Consider the following 26,108-nt stretch of genomic DNA (forward strand, 5'->3'; position numbering starts at 1 on the left):
AGAACCGCGCGACTTGCGGGGATCGGCCCGCGTTACCGCAGGCCCGATCCGATGCCGGTCAACGCGCGGACCTCCATCTCCGCCTGCTTCGTCGGGTCCGCCTTCTCCCGGCTGAGGACCGTGCCCAGGAACCCGCACAGGAACGAGAACGGGATCGACACCAGGCCCGGGTTGCCCAACGGGAAGAACGCGAAGTCCACCTCGGGGAAGATCGACGTCTTCGTCCCCGACACCGCCGGCGAGAACGCGATCAGCACGATGCACGACACCAAACCGCCGTAGATCGCCCACAGCGTTCCGTTGGTGTTGAAGCGCTTCCAGAACATCGAGTAGATGATCGTCGACAGGTTCGCCGATGCCGCCAGTGCGAACGCCAGCGCCACCAGGAACGCCACGTTCTGCCCGTTGGCCGCGATGCCGCCGACGATGGCCAGGACGCCGACCACCACCGCCGTCAACCGCGCCACCCGGACTTCCTGGCGTGGCTCGGCGTGGCCGCGCTTGATCACGTTGGCGTACACGTCGTGTGCGAAGGACGCCGACGCCGTCAGTGTCAGGCCCGCCACCACGGCCAGGATCGTGGCGAACGCCACCGCCGACACGATGCCCAGCAGGACCGCGCCGCCGATCTCGAAGGCCAGCAGTGGCGCGGCCGAGTTCTCGCCGCCCGGGGCCTTCTTGATCGTGTCCGCGCCGACCAGGGCCAGCGAGCCGAAGCCGATCACCAGGGTGCACAGGTAGAAGATCGACATCATCCACGTCGCCCACACCACCGACCGCCGCGCCTCGCGCGCGTTGGGCACGGTGTAGAAGCGCATCAGCACGTGCGGAAGGGACGCGGTGCCCAGGACCAGGGCCAGTGCCAGTGAGATGAAGTCCAAGCGCGCCAACGGTGTTCCGCCGTAGCGGGCACCGGGCTCCAGCACCTGCGGGCCGAGGGGGCTGTGGCGGGACGCCGTCTCCATGATCGACGACAGGCTGAACCCGAACTTGCCCAGCAGGAACACCGTCATCAGCGTCACGCACAGGATCAGCAGCACGGCCTTGATGATCTGCACCCACGTGGTGCCCTTCATGCCGCCGACCAGCACGTACAGCACCATGACGATGCCCACGACCGCGATGACGACCGCCTGCCCCGCCTTGGTGTGCACGTCCAGCAGCAGCGCCATCAGCGCGCCCGCGCCCGCCATCTGCGCGATCATGTAGAACAGCGAGATCACCAGCGTCACGTTCGCCGCCGCCGCCCGCACGGGGCGCTGCCGCATCCGGAACGCCAGGACGTCGCCGAGGGTGAACCGGCCGGTGTTGCGCAGCCGCTCCGCGATGATCATCAAGCCCATCAGCCAGGACACGACCCAGCCGATGGAGTACAGGAACCCGTCGTAGCCGTTGACCGCGATGCTGCCCGAGATGCCCAGGAACGACGCCGCGGACAGGAAGTCGCCCGACAGCGCGATCCCGTTCTGCGGCCCGGTGAAGCTGCTGCCGGCGGCGTAGTAGTCCGACGCGGTGGTGTTGCGGCTGCCCGCCCGGTACACGACCCAGAGCGTGATCAGCACGAAGACGGTGAAGACGCTGACGTTGATCGCCGTGTTGCCGCCGGTCACGCCGTGCCCTCCCCGGTCAGCGCCCGGACCGCGTCGACCTGCGGGTCGAGCTTGCGCCGCGCGTAGCGGGCGTAGGCCAGGGTGAGCGCGATGGTGCTGACGAACTGGAGCACCCCGAACAGGATGCCGACGTTGATCACGCCGTAGACCACGGTGCCCATGAAGTCCGGCGCGTACGCCGACAGCGCCACGTAACCGAGGTACCACGCGAGGAAGCCCAAAGTAGCGGGGAGTACAAACCGCGTCACGCGCCGTCGAAGTTCGCGGAAATCCTCGCTCTCGCGGAGCGCCACGAAGTCCGGATTGCCCGCTGCGTCGACCAGCAGCCGCGTCCCTGGATCTTCGTCGAACGTCGCGAAACCTCGCGCGCGCCTCGATTCGCTCGGAGGCAGGATCGCCTTCGTCATCAAACCTCCACCGGATTTCGCCCGATCGACCGCGGGGAGGGGCTCGTGCGGCTCGGCGAGCGAGAAGCGTAACTCCGCCGCGCGCCCAGTCAACCGCCGTTCCGGCCGCTCCCGGGCGTCCCGCGGACCGTTAGCGCAGCTCACGACCTCGGCGGGGGTGACGTCTCGATTGGGTCGCGGGACGCGTTCGCCGCCGGCCGTGCGCCGAACGGCGGATGACCTGCACTGAGGTCGTTGTCCTGGCCTGATCCACCACCTACTATCCCGCAACAGCATCCGCCGCCTGCCGCTCGTGCCGGTGACGAAATGCGTAGTCGATCGGTTACTCATTTACCCCCGGGACTTGTGTGGTGACAGGCGAAAACGGCACGCGACGGCAGTGGTGGAACGCCGTCGCCGACTGGCGGAATTGGCGGCTGCCGGTCAAGCTCGCCGCCGTCCTCGCGGTGCCGGTGCTGGTCGCCGTCGGCGCGGGGCTGGTGCAGATCCGCGGCTACGTCAAGGCCGCCGACCAGTACGCGGGCATGCAGCGGCTGGTCACGCTGCGCGCGGGCCTCGACGTGCTGATCACCAGCGTGCAGGCGGAACGCGCGGCTTCCGCCGATCGCGAGGACTTCAAGGGCGTCTCCCTCACCAAGTTCCGGGACGTCGTGCGCACCACGGACACCGCCGCCGCGGGCGTGAAGAACCTGGTGGAACGCGCCCGGCTCGGCGAGGTCGCGGGCGCGCGGTTCCGGGACGTCACCGTCCAGCTCGACGGCCTGCCGCAGCTGCGCGACCGCGTGATCAGCGGCGGCGTGGACCTCGCGGGCGGTATCGGCGGCTACAGCGTCGTCGTGCGCGCCCTGCTGGACTTCGACCAGGCGATGGTCGGCGACTTCGGCGAGTCCACCCTGGCCGGCACCGCCACCTCGCTGCACAACCTCGCGATGGCGGCCGAGCAGATGTCCTGGCAGCACGCCACCGTGCTGGCCGGCATCAGCCGGGGATCGTTGCTGGACAGCGAGAAGACCGCGCTGGAGCAGTCCTGGACCCGCCAGCAGGACAAGCTCGCCGACTTCAACGCCGTCGCCACGCCGGAGCAGCAGGCCGAGTACCGCGCCACCGTCGCGGGCCAGGACGTGGACGCCCGCAACAGCCTGCTGCAGCAGGTCCGCCGGGAACCCGAGTCGATCGCCGACCGGGTCGCCGTGGACGCCTGGAACGACGGCTCCGCCGGGGCCCAGCGCCAGATCGGCATCGTGTTGCGCGGCTTGGAGAAGCAGCTCTCCGACGACGCCGAGCGGTTGCAGGACGAGACCAGCGACCGCGCCGGCTTCGCGGCGGTGATCCTGCTCGCCTCGCTGTTCGCCGCCGCCGGCGTCGGCCTGGTCGTCGGCAACTACCTGCTGCGCTCGCTGCGCGCCCTGCGGGTGGCCGCGCTCGACGTCGCCGAGCACCGGCTGCCCACGCTGGTGGCGCAGCTGAAGGAGGACGCGGCGCCGGACGTGTCGGTCGAGCCGGTGCCCGTGCACACCCGCGAGGAGTTGGGCCAGGTGGCGCGCGCGTTCGACGCGGTGCACCGCCAGGCCGTCGCCTCCGCCGCCGAGCAGGCCGACCTGCGCACCGCGATGCGCAGCGCGTTCGTCAACCTGTCCCGCCGCAGCCAGGGCCTGGTGGAGCGGCAGCTCAAGCTCATGGAGGAGCTGGAGCGGCAGGAGGAGAACCCCGAGCAGCTGGCGAACCTGTTCAAGCTGGACAACCTCGCCACCCGGATGCGCCGCAACAACGAGAACCTGATGGTGCTCTCCGGCATCGACATGGCCCGCCGCTTCACCCGCCCGGTCCCGCTGGGCGACGTGCTGCGCGCCGCCGCGTCGGAGATCGAGCAGTACCAGCGGGTCGTCGTGCAGGCCACGCCGCAGGTCGAGGTCGTCGGCTACGCGGCGGGTGACCTGGTGCGGCTGGTGGCCGAGCTGATGGACAACGCGACCACGTTCTCCCCGCCCCGCACGCAGGTCGTGGTCGGTGGCCGGGCGCGAGCCGGTGGCGGTGTGTTCGTGGACGTGCTCGACGTGGGTGTCGGCATGTCCGAGGAGGACTTGGAAGAGGCCAACCGCAAGATCGCGCGGGCGGCGGCGGACGAGGCGGGCGAACTGCCGGTGTCGCGCCAGCTCGGGTTGTACGTGGTGGGCCGGCTGGCCGGTCGGCACGGCATGCAGGTGATGCTGAGGGAGCAGGGCGAGGGGTTGCGCGCGGTGGTCGCGCTGCCGCCGGAGCTCGTGCGTGCGGCGAGCGCGCCGGAGCCGCGCCGGGTGTCCGCGTCGGAGCAGACGTTCGCGGGCCACATCGCGGTGACGTCGGCCCGCCCGGTGACCCCGGTTCGGACTCCCACCCCACCGAACGGAACCCCGCTTCCGACGCGCACACCCACGCCGCCGAACGGAACTCCGCTTCCCACAAGGACTCCGGGACCGCTCCCTGCCCGCACCCCCACACCGCCCAACGGCACTCCGCTGCCGGCGCGCACCCCCACACCGCCCAACGGCACCCCGCTGCCCTCGCGCACCCCCTCACCGGCAGCACCGCCGCGCAACCCGTCCACCTGGTTCACCGGCAAGCCCGTCCCCTCGGGTCCCGCCGAACCGGCGCGGCAGCGCGCGGACGTCCCGGTGCAGGCCGAGGTGCCCGCGGCCGAGAACTCGACGGCGCTGCCCAAGCGGCGTCCGCGCACGAACCTGGTGGCCGATCGGCCGGACGCACCAGAGCCCGGTGCACCCGTCCGGCGGGATCCGAACGCGACACGCGGATTTCTGGCCAGCTACCAGACCGGTATCCGGCAAGGTGTACAGCGGGACTCCGGTGAGAACCGAACGGGGCGGGAGAGCACATGAGCGGGCAGAGGTCACGGCAGATCGACCAGTTCGGCTGGTTGGTGAGCAACTTCGCCGATCGCGTGCCCGGTGTCGCCCACGCCGTGGTGATCTCCGTGGACGGCCTGCTGCTCACCGCGTCCAACGGCCTGCCCGACGACCGCGCCGAGCAGCTCTCGGCGATCGCGGCGGGCGTGGCGAGCCTGACCGAGTCGGCGGCGCGCTGCTTCGACGGCGGCCCGGTGCTGCGCTCGGTGATCGAGATGCAGTACGGGATCATGCTGCTGATGTCCATCCGGGACGGCTCGTGCCTGGCGGTGCTGGCCGCGCCGGACGCCGACGTCGGCCAGGTCGCCTACGAGATGACCGTCGTCGTGGACCAGGTCGGGCAGCTGCTCACCCCCGAGCTGCGCGCCGAGATCCAGGGCGTGAAACGGATGATGGCCCGCCCGTCGGCGTGAGGTGGTCATGAGCCAGGAGCCCGAGTCGTCCGCCGAGCAGACGTTCGCCGACCTGCTCAACGGCTTCAGCCTGGACTCGGGCCGGCGGCGCAAGCCGGAGCCCCGGCCCGAGCCCGAACCGGCGGAGGTGCCCACGCGCCCCCACCCGGTGTTCTCCGACGACCTCGACTTCGACCTGCCGCGCGGCGAGGAGGCCGCGTCGATCGTCCGCGCCTACTCGTGGACCGGCGGGCGCACCACGTCGTCGGTGCACCTGGAGATCGAGACCCTGGTCTCCACGGTGGACTGGGACTACCCGGGCGCGTTGAAGGCCGAGTACCAGGAGGTCATCTCGCTGGTGGCCCGGCCGCGGTCGGTGGCGGAGGTCGCGGCGCTGCTGCGGCTGCCGCTGGGCGTGGCGAAGGTGCTGCTGGGCGACATGGCCGAGCGCGGGCTGATCGACGTGCACCGGACGGTGTCCTCCGACGGCGAACAGCCCGATCTGGGGCTCATGGAGCGCGTGTTGGCGGGCCTCCGCCGCCTCTGACTGCCTACTATGGCTTCAGTGTTCGCCGAAGTGGCGGGGCGGCTGGGGCGGTAGGGGGTTGCTGGTGAGCGTGGGGCGTGAGACTCGGCTGTCGGCGTGGATCGAGCGGTTCGCGGCGCACTTCGAGCGGGAGGGCATCCCGCTGATCGGCGGGCGCATCCTCGGGTACCTGCTGGTGTGCCAGCCGACCGAGCGGACGGCGGCCGAGCTGTCCCAGGAGCTGGAGGCGTCCAGCGGGTCGATCTCCACGAACCTGAAGTTCCTGGTCGGCGAAGGCCTGGTGACCAAGCGCACGCGGCGGGGCAGGCAGGCCGCGCAGTACCGGATCAACGAGAAGCGGTGGGGTGACCTGGTCGCGCGGAAGTTGGACGCACTGACCAGCGTGCGGGAGCTGACCGAGGCCGGGATGCGGCTGATGAGCGGCGACCCGGAGCGGGCGATGCGGCTGCGCGCGGTGGACGACCTCTACACGTGGCTGGCGACGGAGTTGCCGGCGGTCTGGGAGCGCAGGCCCTCGTCGTCCCGCTGAGCCTGGTCGCTTCGGGCTCGTTCGCGGGTGTGCACCCAGAGGTTGGCGGTGGCGATCACGACGGCACCCGCGCCCAGGACGTGGATGGAGACCAGCACCTCGGGCACGCCCGTCCAGTACTGGACCATGCCCAGCGCGCCCTGCGCGATGACGGTGGCGACCAGGGTGTAGTAGGCGCGGCGGGCGGTGCTGCCGAGCGCGAAGCCCATCGCGACCAGCATGCCGAGGAACAGGAACAGCAGGTCGGCGTGCAGTTGGGACAGGGTTTCCACCGGCACGTCCAGGCGCGGGGTGGCGGCGTCCCCGGCGTGCGGCCCGGCGGCGGTGACGAACGTGCCCGCGAGCAGCAGCAGCCCGAGGACGCCGGCCTGCACGACCTGGAGCCGCAGGAGGTTCCTGCCGGCCAGCGGGCGGGCGGGCTCGTCACCCTCGCCGATGGCGGCGTAGAGGAGGACGGCCAGCCAGGTCAGGACCATCGAGATCAGGAAGTGGACGCTGACGGTCCACCACAGCAGGCCGGTCAGCACGGTGATCCCGCCGACCACGGCCTGCACGCCCACGCCGACGAGCTGGACGAGCGCGAGCTTGAGCACCCGCTTGCGGCGCGGCTTGGCGTACCAGGCAGCCAGCACGCAGAGGGCGGCGATGACGCCGACGAGCCCGGTGAGGGTCCGGTTGCCGAACTCGACCCACTGGTGCAGCGGGGCGACCTCGGGGTGTTCGACCGGGGTCAGGCTGCCCGCGACGCACTGCGGCCAGGTCGGGCAGCCGAGCCCGGAGCCGGTGACGCGCACGATGGACCCGGTCACCGCGATCCCGGCTTGCGCCATCACCACGGCGACGGCGAAAGCGCGTTGGAACTTCAGCAGGAAGGCGACGACCCAGTCAGGCACGGTTACCGATGGTAGGTACCACTGGCTGAGAAGTCGCGCCCGGGTCAGGAGAGCTTGGTCGTGCGGGTCGCGACTGCGGCGGCGGTCACACCCCATGCCGCCAGAACCAGCACCTGCTTGAGACCTGGCGCTCCGCCCTCGACGACTGCGGTGTGCAGGCCCTCGGCCAGGGCAGCGGAGGGGAGCAGGTCCACGACGGTCGCCAGCCAGGTCGGCAGGTTGTCCACGCCCAGGGCCACGCCGCCGACGAGGAGCAGCAGGAACCACACGATGTTGGCCAGCGCCAGCACGATCTCCGCCCGGAGCGCCCCACCCAGCAGTACTCCCAGCGCGCCGAAGGCCAGTGCCCCGAGGACCAGCAGGACGATCGTCCACAGCCAGCCGGTGGGGGAGGGCAGGTCCCAGCCCAGGAGGGCGGCGACGACACCCAGGATCACCACCTGGATCGCCACCACGGCGAGTCCGGCCGCGATCCGGCCGCCGACCAGGAGCCACCGGGGTAGCGCGGTCGCGGCCAGGCGTTTGAGGACGCCGTAGCGGCGGTCGAAGCCCAGCGCGATGGCTTGGCCGGTGAAGGCCGAGGAGATGACGGCGAGTGCGAACACGCGCGCGACGGAGGATCCGACGCGGGGCTCGGGCACCGGGATGACCGACATCACGCTCATCGCGATCAGCAGCGTGACCGGGATGAGCACGGTGAGGAGGATCTGTTCGCCGTTGCGCAGGGTGAGGACGGCCTCGGTGCGGGCCTGTGCCCAGAGCATGCGGGGGAGGGAGCCGCGGCCGGGGTCGGGCGTGAAGGTGCCCGGGGTGAAGGTGCCTGGTGCGAACGTCATGAGCGCAGCTCCCGTCCGGTCAGGTCGAGGAACACGTCCTCCAGGCTGCGCTTGGCCACGGTCAGTTCCTCGGCGAGCACGCCTTGCTGAGCGCACCAAGACGTGACGGTGGAGACGACTTGTGGGTCGATCCGGCCCTGCACGAGGTATCCGCCACGGCTGGCTTCGCGGACCTTCATGCCCTCGGGCAGTGCGCCGATGAGGAGGGTGAGGTCCAGGCCGGGGCGGGCGCGGAAGCGCAGTTGCTGGTCTTCCAGGGCCGTGAGCTCCTGGGGCGTGCCGGCCGCCACGACCTGGCCCCGGTCCACGATCACGACGTGGTCGGCGAGCGCTTCGGCCTCGTCCATGAGGTGGGTGGTGAGCAGGACGCTCACGCCGTCCGCCTTGAGGGCCGTGACGAGTTCCCACACCAGGCGGCGGGCCTGCGGGTCCATGCCGGCGGTGGGTTCGTCGAGGAACACCAGCTCGGGGCGGCCCACGAGCGCGCAGGCGAGGGAAAGTCGTTGCTGCTGGCCGCCGGACAGGCGCTTGTAGGGGGTGCGGCCGACGTTGTTGAGGCCGAGCACGTCCAGCAGCCACGCGGGGTCGAGGGGGTTGGCGGCGCAGGCGGCGACCAGGCGCAGCATCTCCTCGGCGCGGACGCCCGGGTAACCGCCGCCACCCTGGGGCATCACGCCGATGCGCGGGCGGAGGGCGGGGGAGCGGGGGTCGAGGCCCAGGACGCGGACCGTACCGCCGTCTGCCTGGCGGAACCCTTCGCACACCTCGACGGTGGTCGTCTTGCCGGCGCCGTTGGGGCCGAGCAGGGCAAGCACGTCACCGCGGGGGAGGGTGAGGTCGAGTCCGTTCACCGCGACGGTGGAGCCGTAGCGCTTGACCAGCCCCGACACTTCCACGGCGGGGGGCTGGGGGTGCGGGCTCACGACGGCAAAGCCTAAGGCGTGCCTCGCCTCACCTCGGTGCAGGGGTGCGCTGTGCGCTCTCTAGCTCGAGCGCGCCGAGGCGCTTTCAAGATCAAAAGCGCCTCGCCGGCGGGCAGGCCGCCAGCGGGGGGTGAAGGGCGTCGGTTCCCCCGCCGTATGGCCTGGCGGAGCCAACCACAGATTTCCCGGGGTGCCGCTAAAACTTTTTGCTCGTTCCTCGCAAAAACTTTCGGCTGCACCCCGGGAAATCTGTGGTAGCCCTTCGGGCAGGCCATACGGCGGGGGAACCGAGGCCCTCCACCTGTGGTTGAGACCACCACACGGAAAAGCGCGCGGTCGGTGGGGTGTGGGGTGCGTGGGCTTGCGGCCGGCGGGTGGGACCGGCGGGTCTTCGTTGGTGGGTGCGGGGGTGGTGCGAGCTGAGAAATTGGTGGTGGGGTGGGGGTGGTTGGGGGGTGTTTGTGCTGGTGGGGGTTGGGGGTGGTGGGTGGGTCCCCCTCGGGTGGTGGGGGTGGCCCCACCCTGGGGGTCCGGGTGGCATCAGGGTTGGCTCGGGGGTGTTCCGGATACTTCCCGATCGCGTTCGCCGCCAGGATTTTTGTTGTGACGGTGATCCGGGGGAAAGAACGGGCGGCGGTGTTGCCGCTGGCTGTCGCGGGGCTTGTTGTCTCGTTGTTCCCCATCGTCTACCTGCACGTGGTGGCGGTGGGGCAGCTCAGTCCGTTGAGCCACACGATCAGTGACTACATCTTCGTCGACAACGGCAGCGGGTTGCTCGCGGTCACCGCCTTGTCGCTGGCGGCGGCGTCGGTGGGGTTGCTGGTGGTGCTCGTTCGGCGGGGGTTGCCGCGGCGGGGGCCGGTGGCGTTGTTGCTGGGGTTGTGGGCGGCCGGGTTGACCGTGGCCGCGGTGTTCCCGACCGATCCGACGGGGGCGCCCACCTCGTTGTCCGGGGCGGTGCACCGGTACGCGGGGGCGGTGATGTTCACCAGTCTTCCGCTGGCCGGGTGGTTGATTTCGCGGCGGTTCATCCCGAGTGCCCCTGTGCGTCGGTTCTCCGTGGCCGCGGGGATCACTTCGGTTGCGTTCATGGTGAGCCATGTGTCCCTCACCTACGACGGCCAGGTGTTGCTCGGGCTGTTCGAACGGGTCCTGTTCGCGTTGCTCTACGCGCTGTTGTTCGCCCTGGCCGCCGCGGTGAGCCGGGAGGTCGTGCGATGACCTGGCTCGCTGTGGTGCTGGCTGCTGTCGGGGCCGCGTTCTTCGCCTTCGCCGCTCGGCTCCAGCACGGTGCCGTCAACAGTGCCGCCTCGGTGAACGTGTGGGGGCTGTTGCGTCGGCCTCGGTGGTTGGCGGGGTTGGCGTTGCTGGTGGCCGGGGCCGGGGTGCACGCGGTGGCGTTGGGGATGGCGCCGTTGACCGTGGTGCAGCCGGTCGGTGTGCTGGCCATCGGGATCACCGCGCTGTTGGACAACCGGCGTCGGGAACTGCCCGCTGTCGCGCTCACCACGTTCGGGGTCGGGGCGTTCGTGTTCCTGGCCGCGGGGAGTGCCACGGCCACGCCTGTCGCGCCGGATGCCGAAATGGCCGCTGGGCTGGTCGTGTTGGGCCTGGTCGCCGTGCCCGGGCTGGTCGGGGTGCTGTCCTCGCGGCCCGGTGTGCGGGCGCTCGGGTTCGGTGCGGCCGGTGGTGTGGCGTACGGGTACGTGTCCGTGCTCATGCGGTCGGTGTCGCAGGACGTCCAGACCGGCTCGTTGTCTTTCTCCACCGGCCTCTCGGCGGCCGGGATCTGCTTTTCCCTGCTGGTCGGCGGGTGGTTCATCCAGCACGCCTACGCCAGCGGACCGCCGCACCTGGCGGTCGCCTGTCTCACCGTCGTCGACCCGCTGGTCGCCGTCGGCATCGGCACCACCCTGCTCGGCGAGGCCACCCGCACCTCGGGCCCCACGGCCGTCGCTGAACTCGCCTGCGCCGCCGTCGCCATCGCCGGCGTCGCCCTGCTCGCCCGCAAGGACTCCAAGACACCCATGAGATCGGAGAACACACCCATGAACGGACGCGCCATGCGGATCGTCGTCGCCGCGGAGACGTTCCCGCCGGACGTCAACGGCGCGGCCCGCTTCGCCCACCGGCTGGCGGTCGGGCTGGCCTCTCGGGACCACGACGTGCACGTGATCTGCGTGGCCCCGGACGGTGCCGCCCGCACCGAGCACGTGGACGGCATCACGGTCCACCGCCTGCGCTCCCAGCGGACGCCCTTCCACAAGACGTTCCGGATCGGCCTGCCCTGGCAGGTGAGCGGCGACGTGCGTGCGCTGCTGGGTGTTCTTCAGCCCGATCTGGTGCACGTCCAGGCGCACTTCGTGGTCGGCCGGTACACGCTGAGGCATGCGAAGGCGATGGGCATCCCGACCGTGGCGACGAACCACTTCATGCCGGAGAACCTGTTCGGGCACGCCCACGTCCCGCAGTGGTTGCAAGGTCTGGCGTCGCGGTGGGCTTGGAAGGACTTGACCAAGGTGTTCGGCGAGGCCGATGTGGTCACGGCTCCGACGCCTCGCGCTGTGCAGTTGCTGCATGAGAGCGGGTTCCCGGAGCGGGCGGTGCCGGTGTCGTGCGGGATCGACATCGACCGGTATCGGTTGCGCAAGCCCGTTCGGACGGGGGATGGGCCGACGGTGTTGTTCGTCGGTCGGCTGGACGAGGAGAAGCGGGTCGACGAGTTGTTGCGGGCGGTGGCGTTGGTGCCGCGGCTGCGGGCCGACATCGTGGGTGACGGGTCGTGCCGGGCCGAGTGGGAGTTGTTGGCTCGGGATCTTGGTATCACGGACCGGGTCCGGTTCCGCGGGTTCGTCGGTGAGGAGGAGTTGCTGGACGCCTACGCCGGGTGTGATGTGTTCTGCATGCCGGGTATCGCCGAGTTGCAGAGCCTGTCCACGATGGAGGCGATGGCGGCGGGCAAGCCGGTGGTGGTGGCGGACGCGATGGCGTTGCCGCACCTGTGCAAGCCGGGGCGCAACGGCTGGTTGTTCACCCCGGGGGACGTGAAGGGGCTGGCCGAGCGGCTGCACGCGGTGACCGCGGATCCGGCTGTCACGGCGCGGATGGGTGTGGCGAGCAGCGACCTGATCTCGGCGCACGCCATCGACCAGACCCTGGAGACCTTCGAGGGCCTGTACCGCAAGGCGATGGGCGTGCCGACGCTGGTCCGGCCGGCGCTGGTGGCCTGACGGGTGCGGGCGTCGTGTTCTCCGCCCGGGGGGAGAACACGACGCCTTACGCGACCATGCCCCGGCGTGCGGAGATCCGGCGGGCCACCCGCAGTCCGCGCGGGCCGAGCACCGGGCGGCCGGAACCGTCCACAGTGGTCAGGAAGCGGAACAGCATGGCGTGGCCTTCCAAGCGCCGCAACAACCCCTCGGCGACGTTCTCGCCGTAGTCCACGACGGACGACTGCTCGACCAGCCGCCGCATGATGTTCCGCCGCTCCTTCAACGGCACCCACCACGTGGTCACCAGCAGCAGCACCAGCCCGAACGACAGCGTGGTGGCCAGCACCGCCTCCCACCCGGTGAACCGGAACGAGAAGACCTGCACCGCCGCGCCGATCAGCAGCAGCACCGACCCGTACACGGCGGCCCACCCGGCGGTCGCGGCGGCGGGCGGTTCGGCGTTCTCGGTGGACCACACGCCGTCGCGCTGCCGCCACCGCTGCAAAGACCGGCCCAGGTGCAGCGACGCCGCGATCCCGAACACGATCGCCACGATCGTCCCGATCACCACCACGGCCGGGGCCACGTCGTAGAGCCGGTAGCGGACGACGGCCCAGATCGCGGCCACGATCGCCGCGGCCAAGAGGACTCGCAGCACCAGCCGGGGTCGTTGGCGCAGGCGCTTGACGGTCGCTTTGGCCACGGCGAGTGGCGTGCCCACGGGTGCGGGAAGCGACCCGATCACCAGCAGGGCCACCACGACGACCACCACACCGCCCACGGCGACCAGGCCGGTGGTGACGCCTTCCTCCGATGACGCCAAAGCTGACCGGGTGCGGTCGATCGACACCGCTGCCAACGGGATGACCGGGGCCAGCAACACCAAGCCGTGCAAGAGGGTTCCGCTCCGCAGGGCCGCGTAACCGAAGGCGGCCAACAGGGTGGCGGTGCCGAACGCCGCCGCCGGACCGACCGCCCACGGCGGCAACAGGTCGAACAACGCCAACACCAGCAGAGCGCCACCCAACGCGAACCCCAGCAACCCCAGGAACTGCGCGAGTTGCCCACCTCGGGTCAGCCCGGTGATCGTCCAGTACGGCAGCAGGGCCGCGCCGCGCAACGCCCGGGTGAGGGGCTTGGCCGGGCCCAGGCCGGACCGCTCGCTGTCGGCCACGGTCACCGCGACCGCCGCCGCCGTGGCCGCGGTCCGGATCACCTGGTCGCTGGACGCCTCCTGCGACAGCGGTTCGCGCCCGATCCCGGCCCGGTCGAACGCGGCCAGCGCCTCCATGCCGATCTCGATCCGGTCGGCGTCGGTGCGGGCCGGCAGCCGCTGCAACAGCGCCGCCTGCTCCTCCAGGAACAGCTCGCCGCGCGAGCGCCGGTCCGCGCCCTCCAGCCGGTCGGCCAGGATCGACGCGCGCAGCGCGGGCAGCTCCTCGCAGATGATCCGCACGTGCAGCGCCCACGCGGTCAGTTCCGCCAGCGCCTCGCACGTGGGCGGCTGGTCGCCCTCGACGTCCTCGTACACGGCGGTCAGCTGCTGCACCGCGCGTTCCACCACGGGTTCCAGCCGGGCCGGCAGCCCGTCGCCGAACAGGGCCGCGACCAGGTCGTTCACCCGCTTTTGAGCCCGTTCGGACGCCGACGCGCCCTCGTGCGGGGTGAGCTTGTCGATGCGCAGCAACCGCTTCGGGTCGCACACGATCTTGCTGAGCATGGTGGCGCCGTCCAGCCGGCCCCAGATCCAGTCGTTGACCCGCCAGGACCGCTTGAGGAACCCGGAGAACCGGCTCAGCGACGCGCCGCCGGCCTTGTCGTCGGGGGTCTGGCTGTGCTCGGCGAACGCGTTGCGGGTCTGGAGGCTGATCTGCACCAGGTCCACGGCCTGGTCCATGCCGCCGCGCGAGTCGTCGGCCAGGCACGTGGCCGCGACCTCCAGCGCCAGCAGCCGCGACAGCCACATGTCACCCGCGACCAGGCCCGCTTCGGTCTCGCCGTCCGTGCGGGGTTCGAGCAGCAGCGCCTTCCACGACGTCAGGCCGGCCATCTTCACGCGGTCGTCGCCGAGGGCGTCCAGGACGTCCCGGGCGTCGCCGAGGATGCCGGCGATCCGGTCCACCTGCGCCCGGACCCGCTCGCCGACCGTGCCGCGCAGCATCCCCTCGGCGAACGCCTCGACCCGCAGCTCCCAGTACTCGCGGTTCAACGCGGTCTGCTCGCGGGTGGTCCACTGGCCGTCCAGCTCGGTGCGCAGCTCCCGCAGCCGCGCCCGGACCTCGTAGAGGTTGGTGCGGGCCTGCGCCAGGCGGCTCTCCGGGCTCTGCGGCACCACCCACACCAGCCGCTTGAGCAGGTCCATCGCCGCCGACGCGAGCCGTTCGGCCATGGTGATGCCCCACGGCCAGCCGTGCTCGGGCAGCGCGGCCGGCTGCGGCTGCCCCGGCACGTAGGGCAGGCCGCCCCACTTGGCCAGGTGGGCGCGCTGCGCCGCCTCGGCCGCCGCCCGGACCCGTTCGAAACTCCACCCGGCGGTGTTGGTCCCGGGCACCTCGAACTGGCGCGTGGTGACGTCCCGGGCCGCGTGCCGGATGCGGATGTCCTCGTAGTGGTCGTGCAGGGTGGCGGCCAGGTCGTAGAGCTTGCCGACCACGGAGCCGCCCGCCGCGAGCCGGTCCAGCAGGGCGCTGCGCCCGCCGCGTCGGGAAGCCGCGAGCCGGTTGTGCTCCTCGATGCGCTCGACGTAGGTGCGCCCGCTCTGGCTGGTCAGCGCGCTGAGCAGCTTCGCCCCGGTGCCGATGGTGCTGGGCAGCAACCCGTCCACGGGCGCGACCGGCGGCTGCTTGGACTCGGGCGCGTGCGGGAAGACCAGCAGCATCACCCGCCGCACCGGTCCCTCGGCGGGCATCCGGTCGATGGCCTCCAACGCCTCCTTGGTCGGCGTGTTGACCAGCACACCGCCGTCCACGACGTACCGGGAGACGTTGTCGGTGCCGTTGGCCCAGGACGCGACCCCGGCCATGTTCGGCCGCTTGTCGCCCGCGGCCTCCTCGGTGACCGGCACGAACGACGGCTCGAACGCGAACGGGAACGACGCCGAGGACCGAGCGGCCAGCGCGAGCTGGTCCACCAGCGTGGGCAGCCGCTCGGCGGTGAAGTCGTCGCGGCCGGACGGGTCGCGGCGGAAGGAGAAGCTGCCCTGGTGGGTCGCCTGGACCAGGGACTGGCCGAGGTCGTCGTGCGTGGTCGTCGGCACGCCCGCGAGCAGGGTCGTGGTGATCCGCAGGTCCACCGGCCGCTCGTCGGCGGGGGTGGGGGAGAAGTCGGTGGTCAGCCGGTTGAGCGCCTCCTGGAGGCGGGGCAGGAAGAACTCGTCGCCCTTGAGCAGCGACACCGGCGAGCCGCGGAAGGGCGTGCGCAGGAGCTGCTCCATGCGTCCCTGCTCGGCCCACAGGTCACGCAGGCGCTCCAGCTTGGCGTTGGCGTTGACCTGCGACAACGCCAGCGCGGCCCCGTTGATGCCGCCGGCGGAGGTGCCGGTGACCACGTCGGCGCGGGCGGTGCTGCCGACCAGGTCCAGCAGGTCGGCGTAGGCGCCTTCGGCCCTGGTCAGGCGGTCCAGTTCGAGGACCACACCGCCCATCCACACGGCCAGGCTGACCCCGCCGTTGAGGACGACGGCGAACCGGATCTGCTCCTGCGGCACGTCGGCCATGCGCGCTCCCCTCCCCGGGCTGCGCTGGGGATCTTCCCAGGTACCGGTTAGTCGCCCGGCCGCCGCAGTCGGTTACGCCCCGAACGGGTCAACCCGCCCGCACACGTGTCCGAAGCGGGGTGACCGACCGGCCACCCCGCTCCGACCGGTCAGCGGTTCACGTAGTCGCGGACCTGGGCGTAGACGGTCGCGTCGGTCAACAGCGCCGAGTGGCTCAGACACGCCGTCTTCGTGTTGCGCGCCCCCGACAGCACCGTGCTGTCCGCCGGGTCGATCACGCCGTCACAAGACGACCACCACGTCCCGTACTCGGACGTGCCGGGCGTCTCGTCACCGGAGTTGAGCGCGGCCAGGAAGCCGGACCCGATCCGCATCTCCGTGCACGAGGTCTGGTAGCAGGTGTTCGCCGACCGGGTCCCGTGGTTGGGGCCGCCCAGCGACACCCACTGCTCGACCTTGGCGTCACCGCCGAGGTTGCGCGTGTAGTAGCGGGAGGACAGCCCGCCCATCGAGTGCGTGACCACGTCGACCTTCGTGGCACCCGTGGCGGCGAGCAGCTTGTCGACCTCCGCGCGCACGACCTCGGCGGTGTCGGCGTTGGACCGCGAGGTGTCGTAGGAGAAGGCGCGGAGGTGGTCGTCGGGCCAGCCGTCCGCGCGGAACCGGCTGATCATGGTGTTCCAGTTGGACGCACTGCCGTTCCACCCGTGGACGAACAGGATCGGGTCGTGGCCGGCGGCGTGGGCAGGGGGCGTGAGCAGGGCAGGCAGGAGCAGCGCGGCGGCAAGGGCACACCGCTTCCGAAAAGACTTCACGAACGGGCCTTCCGACGGACGTTGGCGGATTCGTCGTGAGAGGGACCGGTACCGGGGGTTGCAGGGCGGTGCCGCTATGTTACGGCCCAGTAACCCGGTGAAGTCAACGCCTCAGGCCGCGTCCGGTACCGGATCCCGCTTGATCAGCGGCACGATCTGGCGCCGCGCGACGAACACGCACAACGCGAACGCCAGCACCGCGGCCGTCACCGCCTGCGGCACGATGTAGGCCCGCCCGTCGAAGGCCGACCCGGTCGGCGGCAGGATCACCGCGATGAACGCGCTGGCGCTCATGGCGATCAACCGGAACCGCTTCGCCAACACCGCCGTGGCCAGCGGCAACGCCGCCCACAGCACGTACCAGGGCTGCAACACCGGCCCGAGCACGAGCACCGCGCCCAACCCGGCCCCCAACCCGTTGACGGCCTTGATCCGCCCCCGGAACGCCTTCCACAGCAGGGTCCCGGTGATCACCACCGACACCGCCTGGGACACCAGCCGCATCAACGCGATCATCGAGTCGGTGTGGTTGCCCAGCCCCAGCAGCAGCCCCAGCCCGCCGCCCAGGAAGCCCATCGCGGTCGGCGGCGACATCCAGCTCTTCACCGTGCTGGCCACGTTCAACGTCTGCACCCAGCCGAACCCGAGCCCGGTCCCCAGGCAGGTCGCCACCATGACGACCCCGGAGATCGCGCCCAGCAGCAACGCCGCCTTGACCAGGTCCCCGAACGAGCCACCCCACCGCCGGGCGATCATCACCCCGAGGAACCCCAACGCGAGCGCGGCCGGGATCTTCACCGCCGCCCCGAACGTGATCATGGTCGCGCCCAACGCGATCCACACCAGCTCGTCGCGCGTCATCGGCGCACCCGGCGTGACGGGCATCCTCCGCAACGCCAACTCCAGCCCGACCAGCATCAACCCAATGGCCAGACCTTCGTTGTGCACCCCCACGACCAGGTGGAAGAGCACGAGCGGGTTGGCCGCCCCCAACCACAACGCACTGACCGGCGGCACCCCGAACCGCCGCGCGAGCCGCGGCAGCGCCCACACGATCATCGCCAGACCCAGCAGCACCAGCAGCCGGTGCAGGAACACCCCGGGCAACACGGAGTTCCCCGTCACCATCGAGATGACCCGCCCCACCGCCAGGAACAGCGGCCCGTAGGGGGCGGGCGTCTCACGCCAGATGTTCGGCACGTTCGTGGTCAGCGGGTGGTCGACCCCGAGCGCGGTGGCCGGCCCCATCTCGTAGGGGTCCTGCCCGTTGGCGGCGATCTGCGACTGGGCGAGGTAGCTGTAGACGTCCCGGCTGAACATGGGGAGCACGAACACCAGCGGCGTGATCCACATCATCAACGTGCGGTCGAGCTGACTGCGCGTCATCAACCGAGGCCGCCCCGGCCGCGCGAACCGACCGAGCATCAGCCACGCGGAGACGACGAGGAACACCCCGGTCCAGACGACCCCCATCGCGGCACTGGGCATCCGGACGAACAGCCCCAACACGGGCGTACCCGGCAGGGGCGAGAAGACAGGCGCGGCGCCGGCCCCCAGCGACCCAACGAACATCAACAACGCGCCGACGGTCCCCCACCGGCGAATGATGTCGAGCTGCCGCCGCTCCGGCGCGTTCAGCGGTGCCGCCTCGCCGATCGTCTCCCGATTAGCCATCACCAATCCGCCCGCCGTCACCCCGGCAGCGTAGCGAGCACCCGTCACCCCCACTCACCCATCGCCCCACCCACCCGCCCTCATCCACCCGCCCCGCCGCCTCCGGGCCCCCGCACCACCGCCAGCCGCAAGCCCACCCGACTCGCACCCAACCGACCGCGCCGCTTTTCGCGCGCAGCGCGCCCCGCGCCGAAGGCGCAAAAGCGTGGGCTGGCGAGCCCACAGGAAGGGCCTCGTGCTTTCCCCGTACGGCCTGGGCGCAGCCCAACCGCGCTTGGCCCGTTTCTGCAACCAGCTTTTCCGGTTGCGGAAACGGGCCAAGTGTGGTTGCCTCCGGCAGGCCGTACGGGGAAAGCACGACGCCCTTCCAACCCCCGGTGGCCTCCAGGCCCGCTTTTCATCTTTGGAGCGCGCCAGCGCGTTCAAGCTTTAGAGCGCGCAGCGCCTCTCAGGAGCCGCGAAGCGCGTTCGAGCCCAAGAGAGCGGAGCGCGTCCTGTTGGGACCCGCGAAGCGTGGGCTTGAGAGCGTAGAGCACAGTCCAAAGCGTAAAAGAGCCTCGCCGGCGGGCAGGCCGCCAAAGAGGACGGAAAAGAAAGGGCGGGGGCTTTTCCGTCCTCCCCGTATGGCCTGGCGGAGCCAACCACACTTTTGGCCGGGTGCTGCTAAAATTTTTTGCTCGTCCCTCACAAAAAATTTCGGCTGCACCCGACCAAAAGTGTGGTAGCCCTTCGGGCAGGCCATACGGGGAGGACGGAAAAGCCCAGGTGGGAGGTTTGCTGCGCTAGCCCTTCGAAGAGCACGCGCTGCGCGCGTCGGGCGGCCGGTCAGCGTGGGGCTGGGTTGGGGCCTCGCCGCCGCCGGTGTCTTGCGTCGATCGCCCGTTGGGGCTCGCGACGACCCGTCAGGGGTCGGTCACCCGCCGCCACCGCGCGCGTACGTGAGTCGGGTCACCCCATCGGTGCCGATCTTTGCGAGCGTCCGCGAAATAAGCAACACTGGTGTTGTGAAAAACCTCGGGACCGATCAGACCGCTGTGCCCGCCGGGCACGACGGCCGGACCCGGCACGCCGTCGCGCGCTTGCTGCTGGAGCAGGGGCCCATCACCGCGGCCTCGGTCGCGGAGCAGCTCAGCCTCAGTCCCACGGCGGTGCGCAGGCACATCGACGCGCTGGTCGCGGATGGTGAGGCGGTCAGCAGGGACGCCCCGCGCAAGGGGCAGCGGGGTCGGGGGCGCCCGGCCAAGCTCTTCCTGTTGACCGAGCAGGGGCGGGCCCGGTTCGGGCACGCCTACGACGACCTCGCCGTCGCGGCGCTCCGGTTCCTCGCCGAACAGGGCGGGGAGGAGGCGGTACGAGCCTTCGCGCGGCGGCGGGTGTCCTCGCTCGTCGACCAGCACCGGGCCGCCATCGTGGCCCAGCCCGACGCCGCGGAGCGGGCCAAGGCCCTGGCCGTGGCGTTGACCAGGGAGGGCTACGCTGCCTCGGCGCGGCACGTCGGCACGGGTGAGCAGCTCTGCCAGCACCTGTGCCCGGTCGCGCACGTGGCCGCCGAGTTCCCGCAGCTCTGCGAGACCGAGACGGCGGCGTTCGCCGACCTCCTCGGCACCCACGTGCAACGCCTGGCGACCATCGCCCGGGGCGACGCCGTGTGCACGACCCACATCCCGAACACACCCCGCACGACCGTCGGCGAAGCCGACAACCGAGCTTCAGATGGAGGGGAGCCCGCATGACTGCCGCTGCCGAGCAGCGCACCACCACAGCCCCGCTCAGCCAGGAGGAGACCCTGGCGAGCATCGGCAACTACGAGTTCGGCTGGGCCGACTCGGACGTGGCAGGCGCGAGCGCTCGCCGGGGCCTGAACGAGGACGTCGTTCGGGACATCTCGGCGAAGAAGAACGAGCCCGAGTGGATGCTGGACTTCCGGCTGAAGGCGCTGCGCCTGTTCGACCGCAAGCCCATGCCGACGTGGGGTTCGGACCTCTCCGGCATCGACTTCGACAACATCAAGTACTTCGTGCGCTCGACCGAGAAGCAGGCGGCGAGCTGGGAAGACCTGCCCGACGACATCAAGAACACCTACGACAAGCTGGGCATCCCGGAGGCGGAGAAGCAGCGCCTGGTCGCCGGTGTCGCCGCCCAGTACGAGTCCGAGGTCGTCTACCACAAGATCCGCGAGGACCTCGAGGAGCAGGGCGTCATCTTCCTGGACACCGACACGGGTCTGCGCGAGCACCCCGAGCTGTTCAAGGAGTACTTCGGCTCGGTCATCCCGTCGGGTGACAACAAGTTCTCCGCGCTGAACTCGGCCGTGTGGTCCGGCGGCTCCTTCATCTACGTGCCGAAGGGCGTGCACGTGGAGATCCCGCTGCAGGCCTACTTCCGGATCAACACCGAGAACATGGGCCAGTTCGAGCGGACCCTGATCATCGTCGACGAGGGCGCGTACGTGCACTACGTCGAGGGCTGCACCGCCCCGATCTACTCCTCGGACTCGCTGCACTCCGCGGTCGTGGAGATCATCGTCAAGAAGGGTGGTCGCTGCCGCTACACGACCATCCAGAACTGGTCGAACAACGTCTACAACCTGGTCACCAAGCGCGCGAAGGCCGAAGAGGGCGCGACCATGGAGTGGATCGACGGCAACATCGGCTCCAAGGTCACCATGAAGTACCCGGCCGTGTTCCTGATGGGCGAGCACGCCAAGGGCGAGGTCCTCTCGATCGCGTTCGCGGGCGAGGGCCAGCACCAGGACGCCGGCGCGAAGATGGTCCACATGGCCCCGCACACCTCCTCGACCATCGTGTCGAAGTCGGTGGCGCGCGGCGGTGGCCGCACCTCCTACCGCGGCCTGGTCCAGGTCAACAAGCGGGCGCACCACTCGAAGTCCACGGTCAAGTGCGACGCGCTGCTGGTGGACAACATCAGCCGCTCCGACACCTACCCCTACGTGGACGTCCGCGAGGACGACGTGTCGATGGGCCACGAGGCGACCGTCTCGAAGGTGTCCGAGGACCAGCTGTTCTACCTGATGTCGCGCGGCCTGAACGAGGACGAGGCCATGGCGATGATCGTGCGCGGGTTCGTCGAGCCCATCGCGCGCGAGCTGCCCATGGAGTACGCCCTCGAGCTGAACCGCCTGATCGAGCTGCAGATGGAAGGGGCCGTCGGCTGACATGGCCGTCACCACTCAAGACCAGCAACACGGCCTGACGGCCCACTCCCACGGTGCGGGTGCCCCGGTGTCCTCGCGCGCGGACCACTTCACGTCCTTCGACGTGAACGCGTTCGAGGTCCCCGGCGGTCGGGAGGAGATCTGGCGCTTCACGCCCATGAAGCGCCTGGCGAACCTGCACAACGGCGCCGAAGCCACCGCCAAGGCCACCGTCGAGGTCAACGCCCCCGAGGGCGTTCGCGTCGAGACCGCGGCCAAGGGCGACGAGCGCCTGGGCACCGCCGGCACCCCCGGTGACCGGATCGCCGCCCAGGCGTGGACCTCCTTCACCGAGGCCACTGTGGTCACGCTGCCCAAGGACACGAAGGTCGGCCCGACCACCATCACGGTGACCGGCCCCGGCAAGGGCGAGGTCGCCTACGGCCACCTGCACGTCAAGGCGGAGCGCTTCGCCGAGGCCGTCGTGGTCGTCGACCACCGCGGCTCCGGCGCGTACGCCGACAACGTGGAGTTCGTGGTCGAGGACGGCGCCCACCTGACCGTGGTCGCCATCCAGGACTGGGCGGACGACGCCGTGCACGTGTCGTCCCACCACGCCAAGCTCGGCCGGGACGCCACGCTCAAGCACACCGTCATCACCCTGGGCGGCGACCTGGTGCGGCTGACCCCCGTGGTCACCTACACCGGCCGCGGCGGCGACGCCGAGCTGCTCGGCCTGTACTTCGCCGACGCGGGCCAGCACCTGGAGCACCGCACCTTCGTCGACCATGCGGTGTCCAACTGCCGCAGCAACGTGGTCTACAAGGGCGCGCTGCAGGGCGACGACGCCCACACGGTGTGGATCGGCGACGTGCTGATCCGCGCGGCGGCCGAGGGCACCGAGACCTTCGAGCTCAACCGCAACCTGGTGCTCACCGACGGCGCGCGCGCCGACTCGGTGCCGAACCTGGAGATCGAGACCGGCGAGATCGAGGGCGCGGGCCACGCCTCCGCCACCGGCCGGTTCGACGACGAGCAGCTGTTCTACCTCCAGGCGCGGGGCATCCCCGAGGAGCAGGCCCGCCGCCTGGTCGTGCGCGGCTTCTTCCACGAGATCCTGCTCAAGATCGACGTCCCCGAGGTGCGCGAGCGCCTGGAGGCCGCGATCGAGGCGGAACTCGAAGCGGTGGGGGCGTGATCCGGGTGTGCTCGCTGTCCGACCTCGACGACCGCAAGCCGGTCGGCTTCGAGGTCGGCGCCGAGTACACCCCGGTCGTCCTGGTCCGCGACGGCGACACCGTCCACGCGCTGCACGACCTGTGCTCGCACGCGGCGATCGCGCTGTCCGAGGGCGAGGTGACCCGCAAGGGCGTCGAGTGCTTCCTGCACGGGTCGTGCTTCGACCTGCGCACCGGCAAGCCGTCCTCCCCGCCCGCCACCGACCCGGTCGACGTCTTCGCCGTCGACATCCGTGACGGCGACGTCTACGTCGACGTCACCGTCACCCTGAACTGACTGCCACACCAGGAGAACCGAACACCAATGGCCACTCTGGAGATCAAGGACCTGCACGTCTCGGTCAACACCGACGAGACGGCCAAGGAGATCCTCAAGGGCGTCGACCTGACCATCAAGTCCGGCGAGACGCACGCGATCATGGGTCCGAACGGCTCGGGCAAGTCCACCCTGTCCTACGCCATCGCCGGTCACCCCAAGTACGAGGTGACCTCGGGCAGCGTGCTGCTCGACGGCGAGGACGTGCTGGAGATGAGCGTGGACGAGCGCGCCCGCGCGGGTCTGTTCCTCGCCATGCAGTACCCGGTCGAGGTGCCCGGCGTGTCGATGTCGAACTTCCTGCGCACCGCCGCCACCGCCGTGCGCGGCGAGGCCCCGAACCTCCGGCACTGGGTGAAGGAGGTCAAGGGCGCGATGGCCGACCTGGACATCGACCCGGCCTTCGCCGAGCGCTCGGTCAACGAGGGCTTCTCCGGCGGTGAGAAGAAGCGCCACGAGATCCTCCAGCTGGGCCTGCTCAAGCCGAAGATCGCGATCCTGGACGAGACCGACTCCGGCCTGGACGTCGACGCGCTGCGCGTGGTCTCCGAGGGCGTCAACCGGTACAAGGAGTCCAGCGACTCCGGGATCATGCTGATCACGCACTACACCCGCATCCTCAAGTACATCCAGCCCGACTTCGTGCACGTGTTCGCGAACGGCCGGATCGTCGAGTCCGGTGGCCGCGAGTTGGCCGACCAGCTGGAGGAGCAGGGTTACGTGAAGTACACCGGGAAGCAGGAAGCCGCCAGCATCGGCTGACGTTGCACCCCCTGTGACCCCGAAGAACCGAGAGGAGGCGTCGGAGCTGTGACCACCACCGCTGCTCCGCTTGACGTCGCTACCGTGCGCGCGGACTTCCCGATCCTGGGCCGCACCGTGCGGGAAGGCAAGCGGCTGGTCTACCTGGACTCCGGCGCCACCTCGCAACGGCCGAGGCAGGTCCTCGACGCCGAGCGCGCCTTCCTGGAGATCGCCAACGCCGCCGTGCACCGCGGCGCGCACCAGTTGGCCGAGGAGGCCACCGACGCCTACGAGGGCGCGCGGGCGAAGATCGCCGCGTTCGTGGGTGTCGACTTCGGCGAGGTCGTGTTCACCAAGAACGCCACCGAGGGCGTGAACCTCGTGGCGTACGCGATGGGCAACGCGGCCACCAGCGGTCCCGAGGCCGAGCGGTTCAAGCTCGGTCCCGGCGACGAGATCGTGGTGACCGAGATGGAGCACCACGCGAACCTCGTGCCGTGGCAGCAGTTGGCCGAGCGCACCGGGGCCACGCTGCGCTGGTTCGGCGTCACCGACGAGGGTCGACTGGACCTGTCCAACGTGGACGACCTGATCACCCCGCGCACGAAGGTGGTGGCGTTCACCCACCAGTCCAACGTGCTCGGCACGGTCAACCCGGTGAAGTTCCTGGTGGACAAGGCGACCGCGGTCGGCGCTCTGACGGTCTTGGACGCGTGCCAGTCCGTGCCGCACAGCAAGGTGGACTTCCACGCCCTGGGCGTCGACTTCGCGGTGTTCTCCGGCCACAAGATGCTCGGCCCGTCCGGTGTCGGCGTCCTGTACGGCAAGCGCGCCCTGCTCGAAGCGCTGCCGCCGTTCCTCACCGGCGGCTCCATGATCGAGATGGTGCAGATGGCGCGCTCGACGTTCGCGCCGCCGCCGCAGCGGTTCGAGGCCGGTTCGCCGATGACGTCCCAGGCCGTGGCCCTGGGCGCGGCGGTGGACTACCTGTCCGCGATCGGCATGGACCGCATCGCCGCCCACGAGCACATGCTCACCGAGGCGGCGTTGAACGGCCTCAAGGACATCCCCGGCGTCCGCATCGTCGGTCCGCTCGACACCGAGGACCGCGGCGGCGCGGTGTCCTTCGTGGTCGAGGGCATCCACGCGCACGACGCCGGCCAGGTGCTGGACAGCCTCGGCATCGAGGTCCGCGTCGGCCACCACTGCGCGTGGCCGCTGCACCGGCGCATGGACGCCGCCGCCACCGTGCGCGCGAGCTTCTACCTGTACAACACGCTCGACGAGGTGCAGGCGCTCGTCGACGGCGTGCGCGAGACCCAGAAGTTCTTCGGGGTGGCGTGATGCAGCTGCAGCAGATGTACCAGGAGATCATCCTGGACCACTACAAGAACCCCCACGGCCGGGGCCTGCGCGAGCCGTTCGACGCGGAGTCCCACCAGATCAACCCGACGTGCGGCGACGAGGTCACGCTGCGCGTCAAGCTCGACGGCGAGACCGTCGCGGACGTCTCCTACGACGGCCAGGGCTGCTCGATCAGCCAGGCGTCCACGTCGGTGCTCACCGACCTGGTGGTCGGCAAGCCGATCGGCGAGGCGTTCAAGAAGATGGACGCCTTCGTGGAGCTCATGCAGGGCCGGGGCCAGGTCGAGCCGGACGAGGACGTCCTGGAGGACGGCATCGCGTTCGCCGGCGTGGCGAAGTACCCGGCGCGCGTGAAGTGCGCCCTGCTGGGCTGGATGGCTTTCAAGGACGCGGTGTCCCGCAGCGAAGGAGCAAAGGCATGACCACCCCCGAACAGGACGTGGTCCGCGGCGTCGAGGGCATGCCCGAACCGCCCGCGCCGAAGGCGGACAAGGCCAACCTGGACGACGTCGAGGAGGCCATGCGCGACGTCGTGGACCCCGAGCTCGGCATCAACGTGGTCGACCTGGGCCTGGTCTACGACATCCGCGTGGACGACGACAACGTGGCCCTGATCGACATGACGCTGACCTCGGCGGCCTGCCCCCTCACCGACGTGATCGAGGACCAGACCCGCGGCGCCCTGTGCGGCGGGCCGGGCGGCGGCATCGTCAGCGACTTCCGCATCAACTGGGTGTGGATGCCGCCGTGGGGCCCCGAGAAGATCACCGACGACGGTCGCGAGCAGCTGCGCGCCCTCGGCTTCACCGTCTGACGTTTGAGACCCGGAACGGCCACC

The 26,108-nt window shown here is 70.6% G+C and carries 22 protein-coding genes; 14 read left to right on the plus strand and 8 right to left on the minus strand.

What is annotated here, in order from left to right:
- Nucleotides 1-32: 32 nt before the first annotated feature.
- Nucleotides 33-1,610, minus strand: a complete 1,578-nt coding sequence (locus DFJ66_RS35760; protein ID WP_121228032.1) for a solute symporter family protein — start codon at nt 1,608-1,610, stop codon at nt 33-35.
- The gene (locus DFJ66_RS35765; protein WP_121228034.1) at nt 1,607-2,017 is read right to left on the minus strand and encodes a DUF485 domain-containing protein; all 411 of its coding nucleotides are present in this window, start codon (nt 2,015-2,017) and stop codon (nt 1,607-1,609) included. The genes DFJ66_RS35760 and DFJ66_RS35765 overlap by 4 nt, the downstream gene beginning before the upstream one ends.
- A 347-nt stretch (nt 2,018-2,364) precedes the next feature.
- Between DFJ66_RS35765 and DFJ66_RS35770 the strand changes: the two genes are divergently transcribed.
- The 4 genes from DFJ66_RS35770 (at nt 2,365) to DFJ66_RS35785 (ending at nt 6,385) form a co-directional block, all read left to right on the plus strand.
- Nucleotides 2,365-4,890, plus strand: coding sequence for a sensor histidine kinase (locus DFJ66_RS35770; protein ID WP_246030039.1), 2,526 nt, complete (start codon nt 2,365-2,367; stop codon nt 4,888-4,890).
- Nucleotides 4,887-5,330 carry a roadblock/LC7 domain-containing protein gene (locus DFJ66_RS35775; RefSeq protein ID WP_121228038.1) on the plus strand — a complete coding sequence of 148 codons (444 nt, stop codon included), beginning with the start codon at nt 4,887-4,889 and terminating at the stop codon, nt 5,328-5,330. The genes DFJ66_RS35770 and DFJ66_RS35775 overlap by 4 nt, the downstream gene beginning before the upstream one ends.
- 7 nt (nt 5,331-5,337) lie before the next feature.
- Nucleotides 5,338-5,856 (plus strand): DUF742 domain-containing protein, encoded by a 519-nt coding sequence (locus DFJ66_RS35780; RefSeq protein ID WP_121232229.1) that lies wholly within the window; start codon nt 5,338-5,340, stop codon nt 5,854-5,856.
- Nucleotides 5,857-5,920: 64 nt separating this feature from the next.
- Nucleotides 5,921-6,385, plus strand: a complete 465-nt coding sequence (locus DFJ66_RS35785; RefSeq protein WP_121232231.1) for a GbsR/MarR family transcriptional regulator — start codon at nt 5,921-5,923, stop codon at nt 6,383-6,385.
- On the opposite strand, the gene DFJ66_RS35790 is transcribed toward DFJ66_RS35785, so the two are convergent.
- Genes DFJ66_RS35790 through DFJ66_RS35800 form a run of 3 tightly spaced genes read right to left on the minus strand, consistent with a single transcriptional unit; the run spans nt 6,322 to nt 9,037 of the window.
- Complete coding sequence (locus DFJ66_RS35790) at nt 6,322-7,278, minus strand: COX15/CtaA family protein (protein ID WP_246030040.1); 957 nt, start codon at nt 7,276-7,278, stop codon at nt 6,322-6,324. The genes DFJ66_RS35785 and DFJ66_RS35790 overlap by 64 nt on opposite strands.
- Before the next feature lie 44 nt (nt 7,279-7,322).
- Complete coding sequence (locus DFJ66_RS35795) at nt 7,323-8,114, minus strand: ABC transporter permease (protein WP_121228043.1); 792 nt, start codon at nt 8,112-8,114, stop codon at nt 7,323-7,325.
- A complete protein-coding gene (locus DFJ66_RS35800; RefSeq protein ID WP_121228045.1) occupies nt 8,111-9,037 on the minus strand; it encodes an ABC transporter ATP-binding protein in 927 nt (308 codons plus the stop codon). Before DFJ66_RS35800 ends, DFJ66_RS35795 begins: the two co-directional genes overlap by 4 nt.
- Before the next feature lie 603 nt (nt 9,038-9,640).
- Here DFJ66_RS35800 and DFJ66_RS35805 point away from each other — a divergent pair.
- Both DFJ66_RS35805 and DFJ66_RS35810 read left to right on the plus strand, forming a co-directional pair.
- Nucleotides 9,641-10,258 (plus strand): DUF998 domain-containing protein, encoded by a 618-nt coding sequence (locus tag DFJ66_RS35805; protein ID WP_121228047.1) that lies wholly within the window; start codon nt 9,641-9,643, stop codon nt 10,256-10,258.
- On the plus strand, nt 10,255-12,267 hold the full coding sequence (locus DFJ66_RS35810) for a glycosyltransferase (RefSeq protein WP_121228049.1): 2,013 nt from the start codon (nt 10,255-10,257) through the stop codon (nt 12,265-12,267). Before DFJ66_RS35805 ends, DFJ66_RS35810 begins: the two co-directional genes overlap by 4 nt.
- A gap of 46 nt (nt 12,268-12,313) precedes the next feature.
- Here the strand turns inward: DFJ66_RS35810 and DFJ66_RS35815 are convergent, their stop codons facing one another.
- The 3 genes from DFJ66_RS35815 to mptB all read right to left on the minus strand — a co-directional run bounded on the left by DFJ66_RS35815 (nt 12,314) and on the right by mptB (nt 18,453).
- Nucleotides 12,314-15,964, minus strand: coding sequence for a patatin-like protein (locus tag DFJ66_RS35815; RefSeq protein ID WP_121228051.1), 3,651 nt, complete (start codon nt 15,962-15,964; stop codon nt 12,314-12,316).
- 149 nt (nt 15,965-16,113) lie between these two features.
- A complete protein-coding gene (locus DFJ66_RS35820; protein WP_121228053.1) occupies nt 16,114-16,779 on the minus strand; it encodes an esterase/lipase family protein in 666 nt (221 codons plus the stop codon).
- A 111-nt stretch (nt 16,780-16,890) separates the two neighbouring features.
- Nucleotides 16,891-18,453, minus strand: coding sequence for a polyprenol phosphomannose-dependent alpha 1,6 mannosyltransferase MptB (gene mptB, locus DFJ66_RS35825; protein WP_170199862.1), 1,563 nt, complete (start codon nt 18,451-18,453; stop codon nt 16,891-16,893).
- A 1,004-nt stretch (nt 18,454-19,457) separates the two neighbouring features.
- Between mptB and DFJ66_RS35830 the strand changes: the two genes are divergently transcribed.
- From DFJ66_RS35830 to DFJ66_RS35865, 8 genes are read left to right on the plus strand one after another with little or no spacing between them, the layout of a single operon-like run.
- Nucleotides 19,458-20,186, plus strand: a complete 729-nt coding sequence (locus DFJ66_RS35830) for a helix-turn-helix transcriptional regulator (protein WP_170199864.1) — start codon at nt 19,458-19,460, stop codon at nt 20,184-20,186.
- Complete coding sequence (gene sufB / locus DFJ66_RS35835; protein ID WP_121228059.1) at nt 20,183-21,628, plus strand: Fe-S cluster assembly protein SufB; 1,446 nt, start codon at nt 20,183-20,185, stop codon at nt 21,626-21,628. The genes DFJ66_RS35830 and sufB overlap by 4 nt, the downstream gene beginning before the upstream one ends.
- A 1-nt stretch (nt 21,629) precedes the next feature.
- Nucleotides 21,630-22,805 carry a Fe-S cluster assembly protein SufD gene (gene sufD / locus DFJ66_RS35840; protein ID WP_246030041.1) on the plus strand — a complete coding sequence of 392 codons (1,176 nt, stop codon included), beginning with the start codon at nt 21,630-21,632 and terminating at the stop codon, nt 22,803-22,805.
- Nucleotides 22,802-23,122, plus strand: a complete 321-nt coding sequence (locus DFJ66_RS35845) for a non-heme iron oxygenase ferredoxin subunit (RefSeq protein ID WP_121228061.1) — start codon at nt 22,802-22,804, stop codon at nt 23,120-23,122. The genes sufD and DFJ66_RS35845 overlap by 4 nt, the downstream gene beginning before the upstream one ends.
- Before the next feature lie 27 nt (nt 23,123-23,149).
- Complete coding sequence (sufC, locus tag DFJ66_RS35850; RefSeq protein ID WP_121228063.1) at nt 23,150-23,923, plus strand: Fe-S cluster assembly ATPase SufC; 774 nt, start codon at nt 23,150-23,152, stop codon at nt 23,921-23,923.
- A 48-nt stretch (nt 23,924-23,971) separates the two neighbouring features.
- The gene (locus DFJ66_RS35855) at nt 23,972-25,249 is read left to right on the plus strand and encodes a cysteine desulfurase (RefSeq protein ID WP_121228065.1); all 1,278 of its coding nucleotides are present in this window, start codon (nt 23,972-23,974) and stop codon (nt 25,247-25,249) included.
- A complete protein-coding gene (gene sufU / locus DFJ66_RS35860) occupies nt 25,249-25,692 on the plus strand; it encodes a Fe-S cluster assembly sulfur transfer protein SufU (RefSeq protein ID WP_121228067.1) in 444 nt (147 codons plus the stop codon). The genes DFJ66_RS35855 and sufU overlap by 1 nt, the downstream gene beginning before the upstream one ends.
- Entirely contained in the window at nt 25,689-26,084 is a 396-nt protein-coding gene (locus tag DFJ66_RS35865) for a metal-sulfur cluster assembly factor (RefSeq protein ID WP_121228069.1), read from the plus strand. The genes sufU and DFJ66_RS35865 overlap by 4 nt, the downstream gene beginning before the upstream one ends.
- Nucleotides 26,085-26,108: the final 24 nt, after the last annotated feature.

The organism is Saccharothrix variisporea (genome assembly GCF_003634995.1).
Classification (GTDB): Bacteria; Actinomycetota; Actinomycetes; order Mycobacteriales; family Pseudonocardiaceae; genus Actinosynnema; species Actinosynnema variisporeum.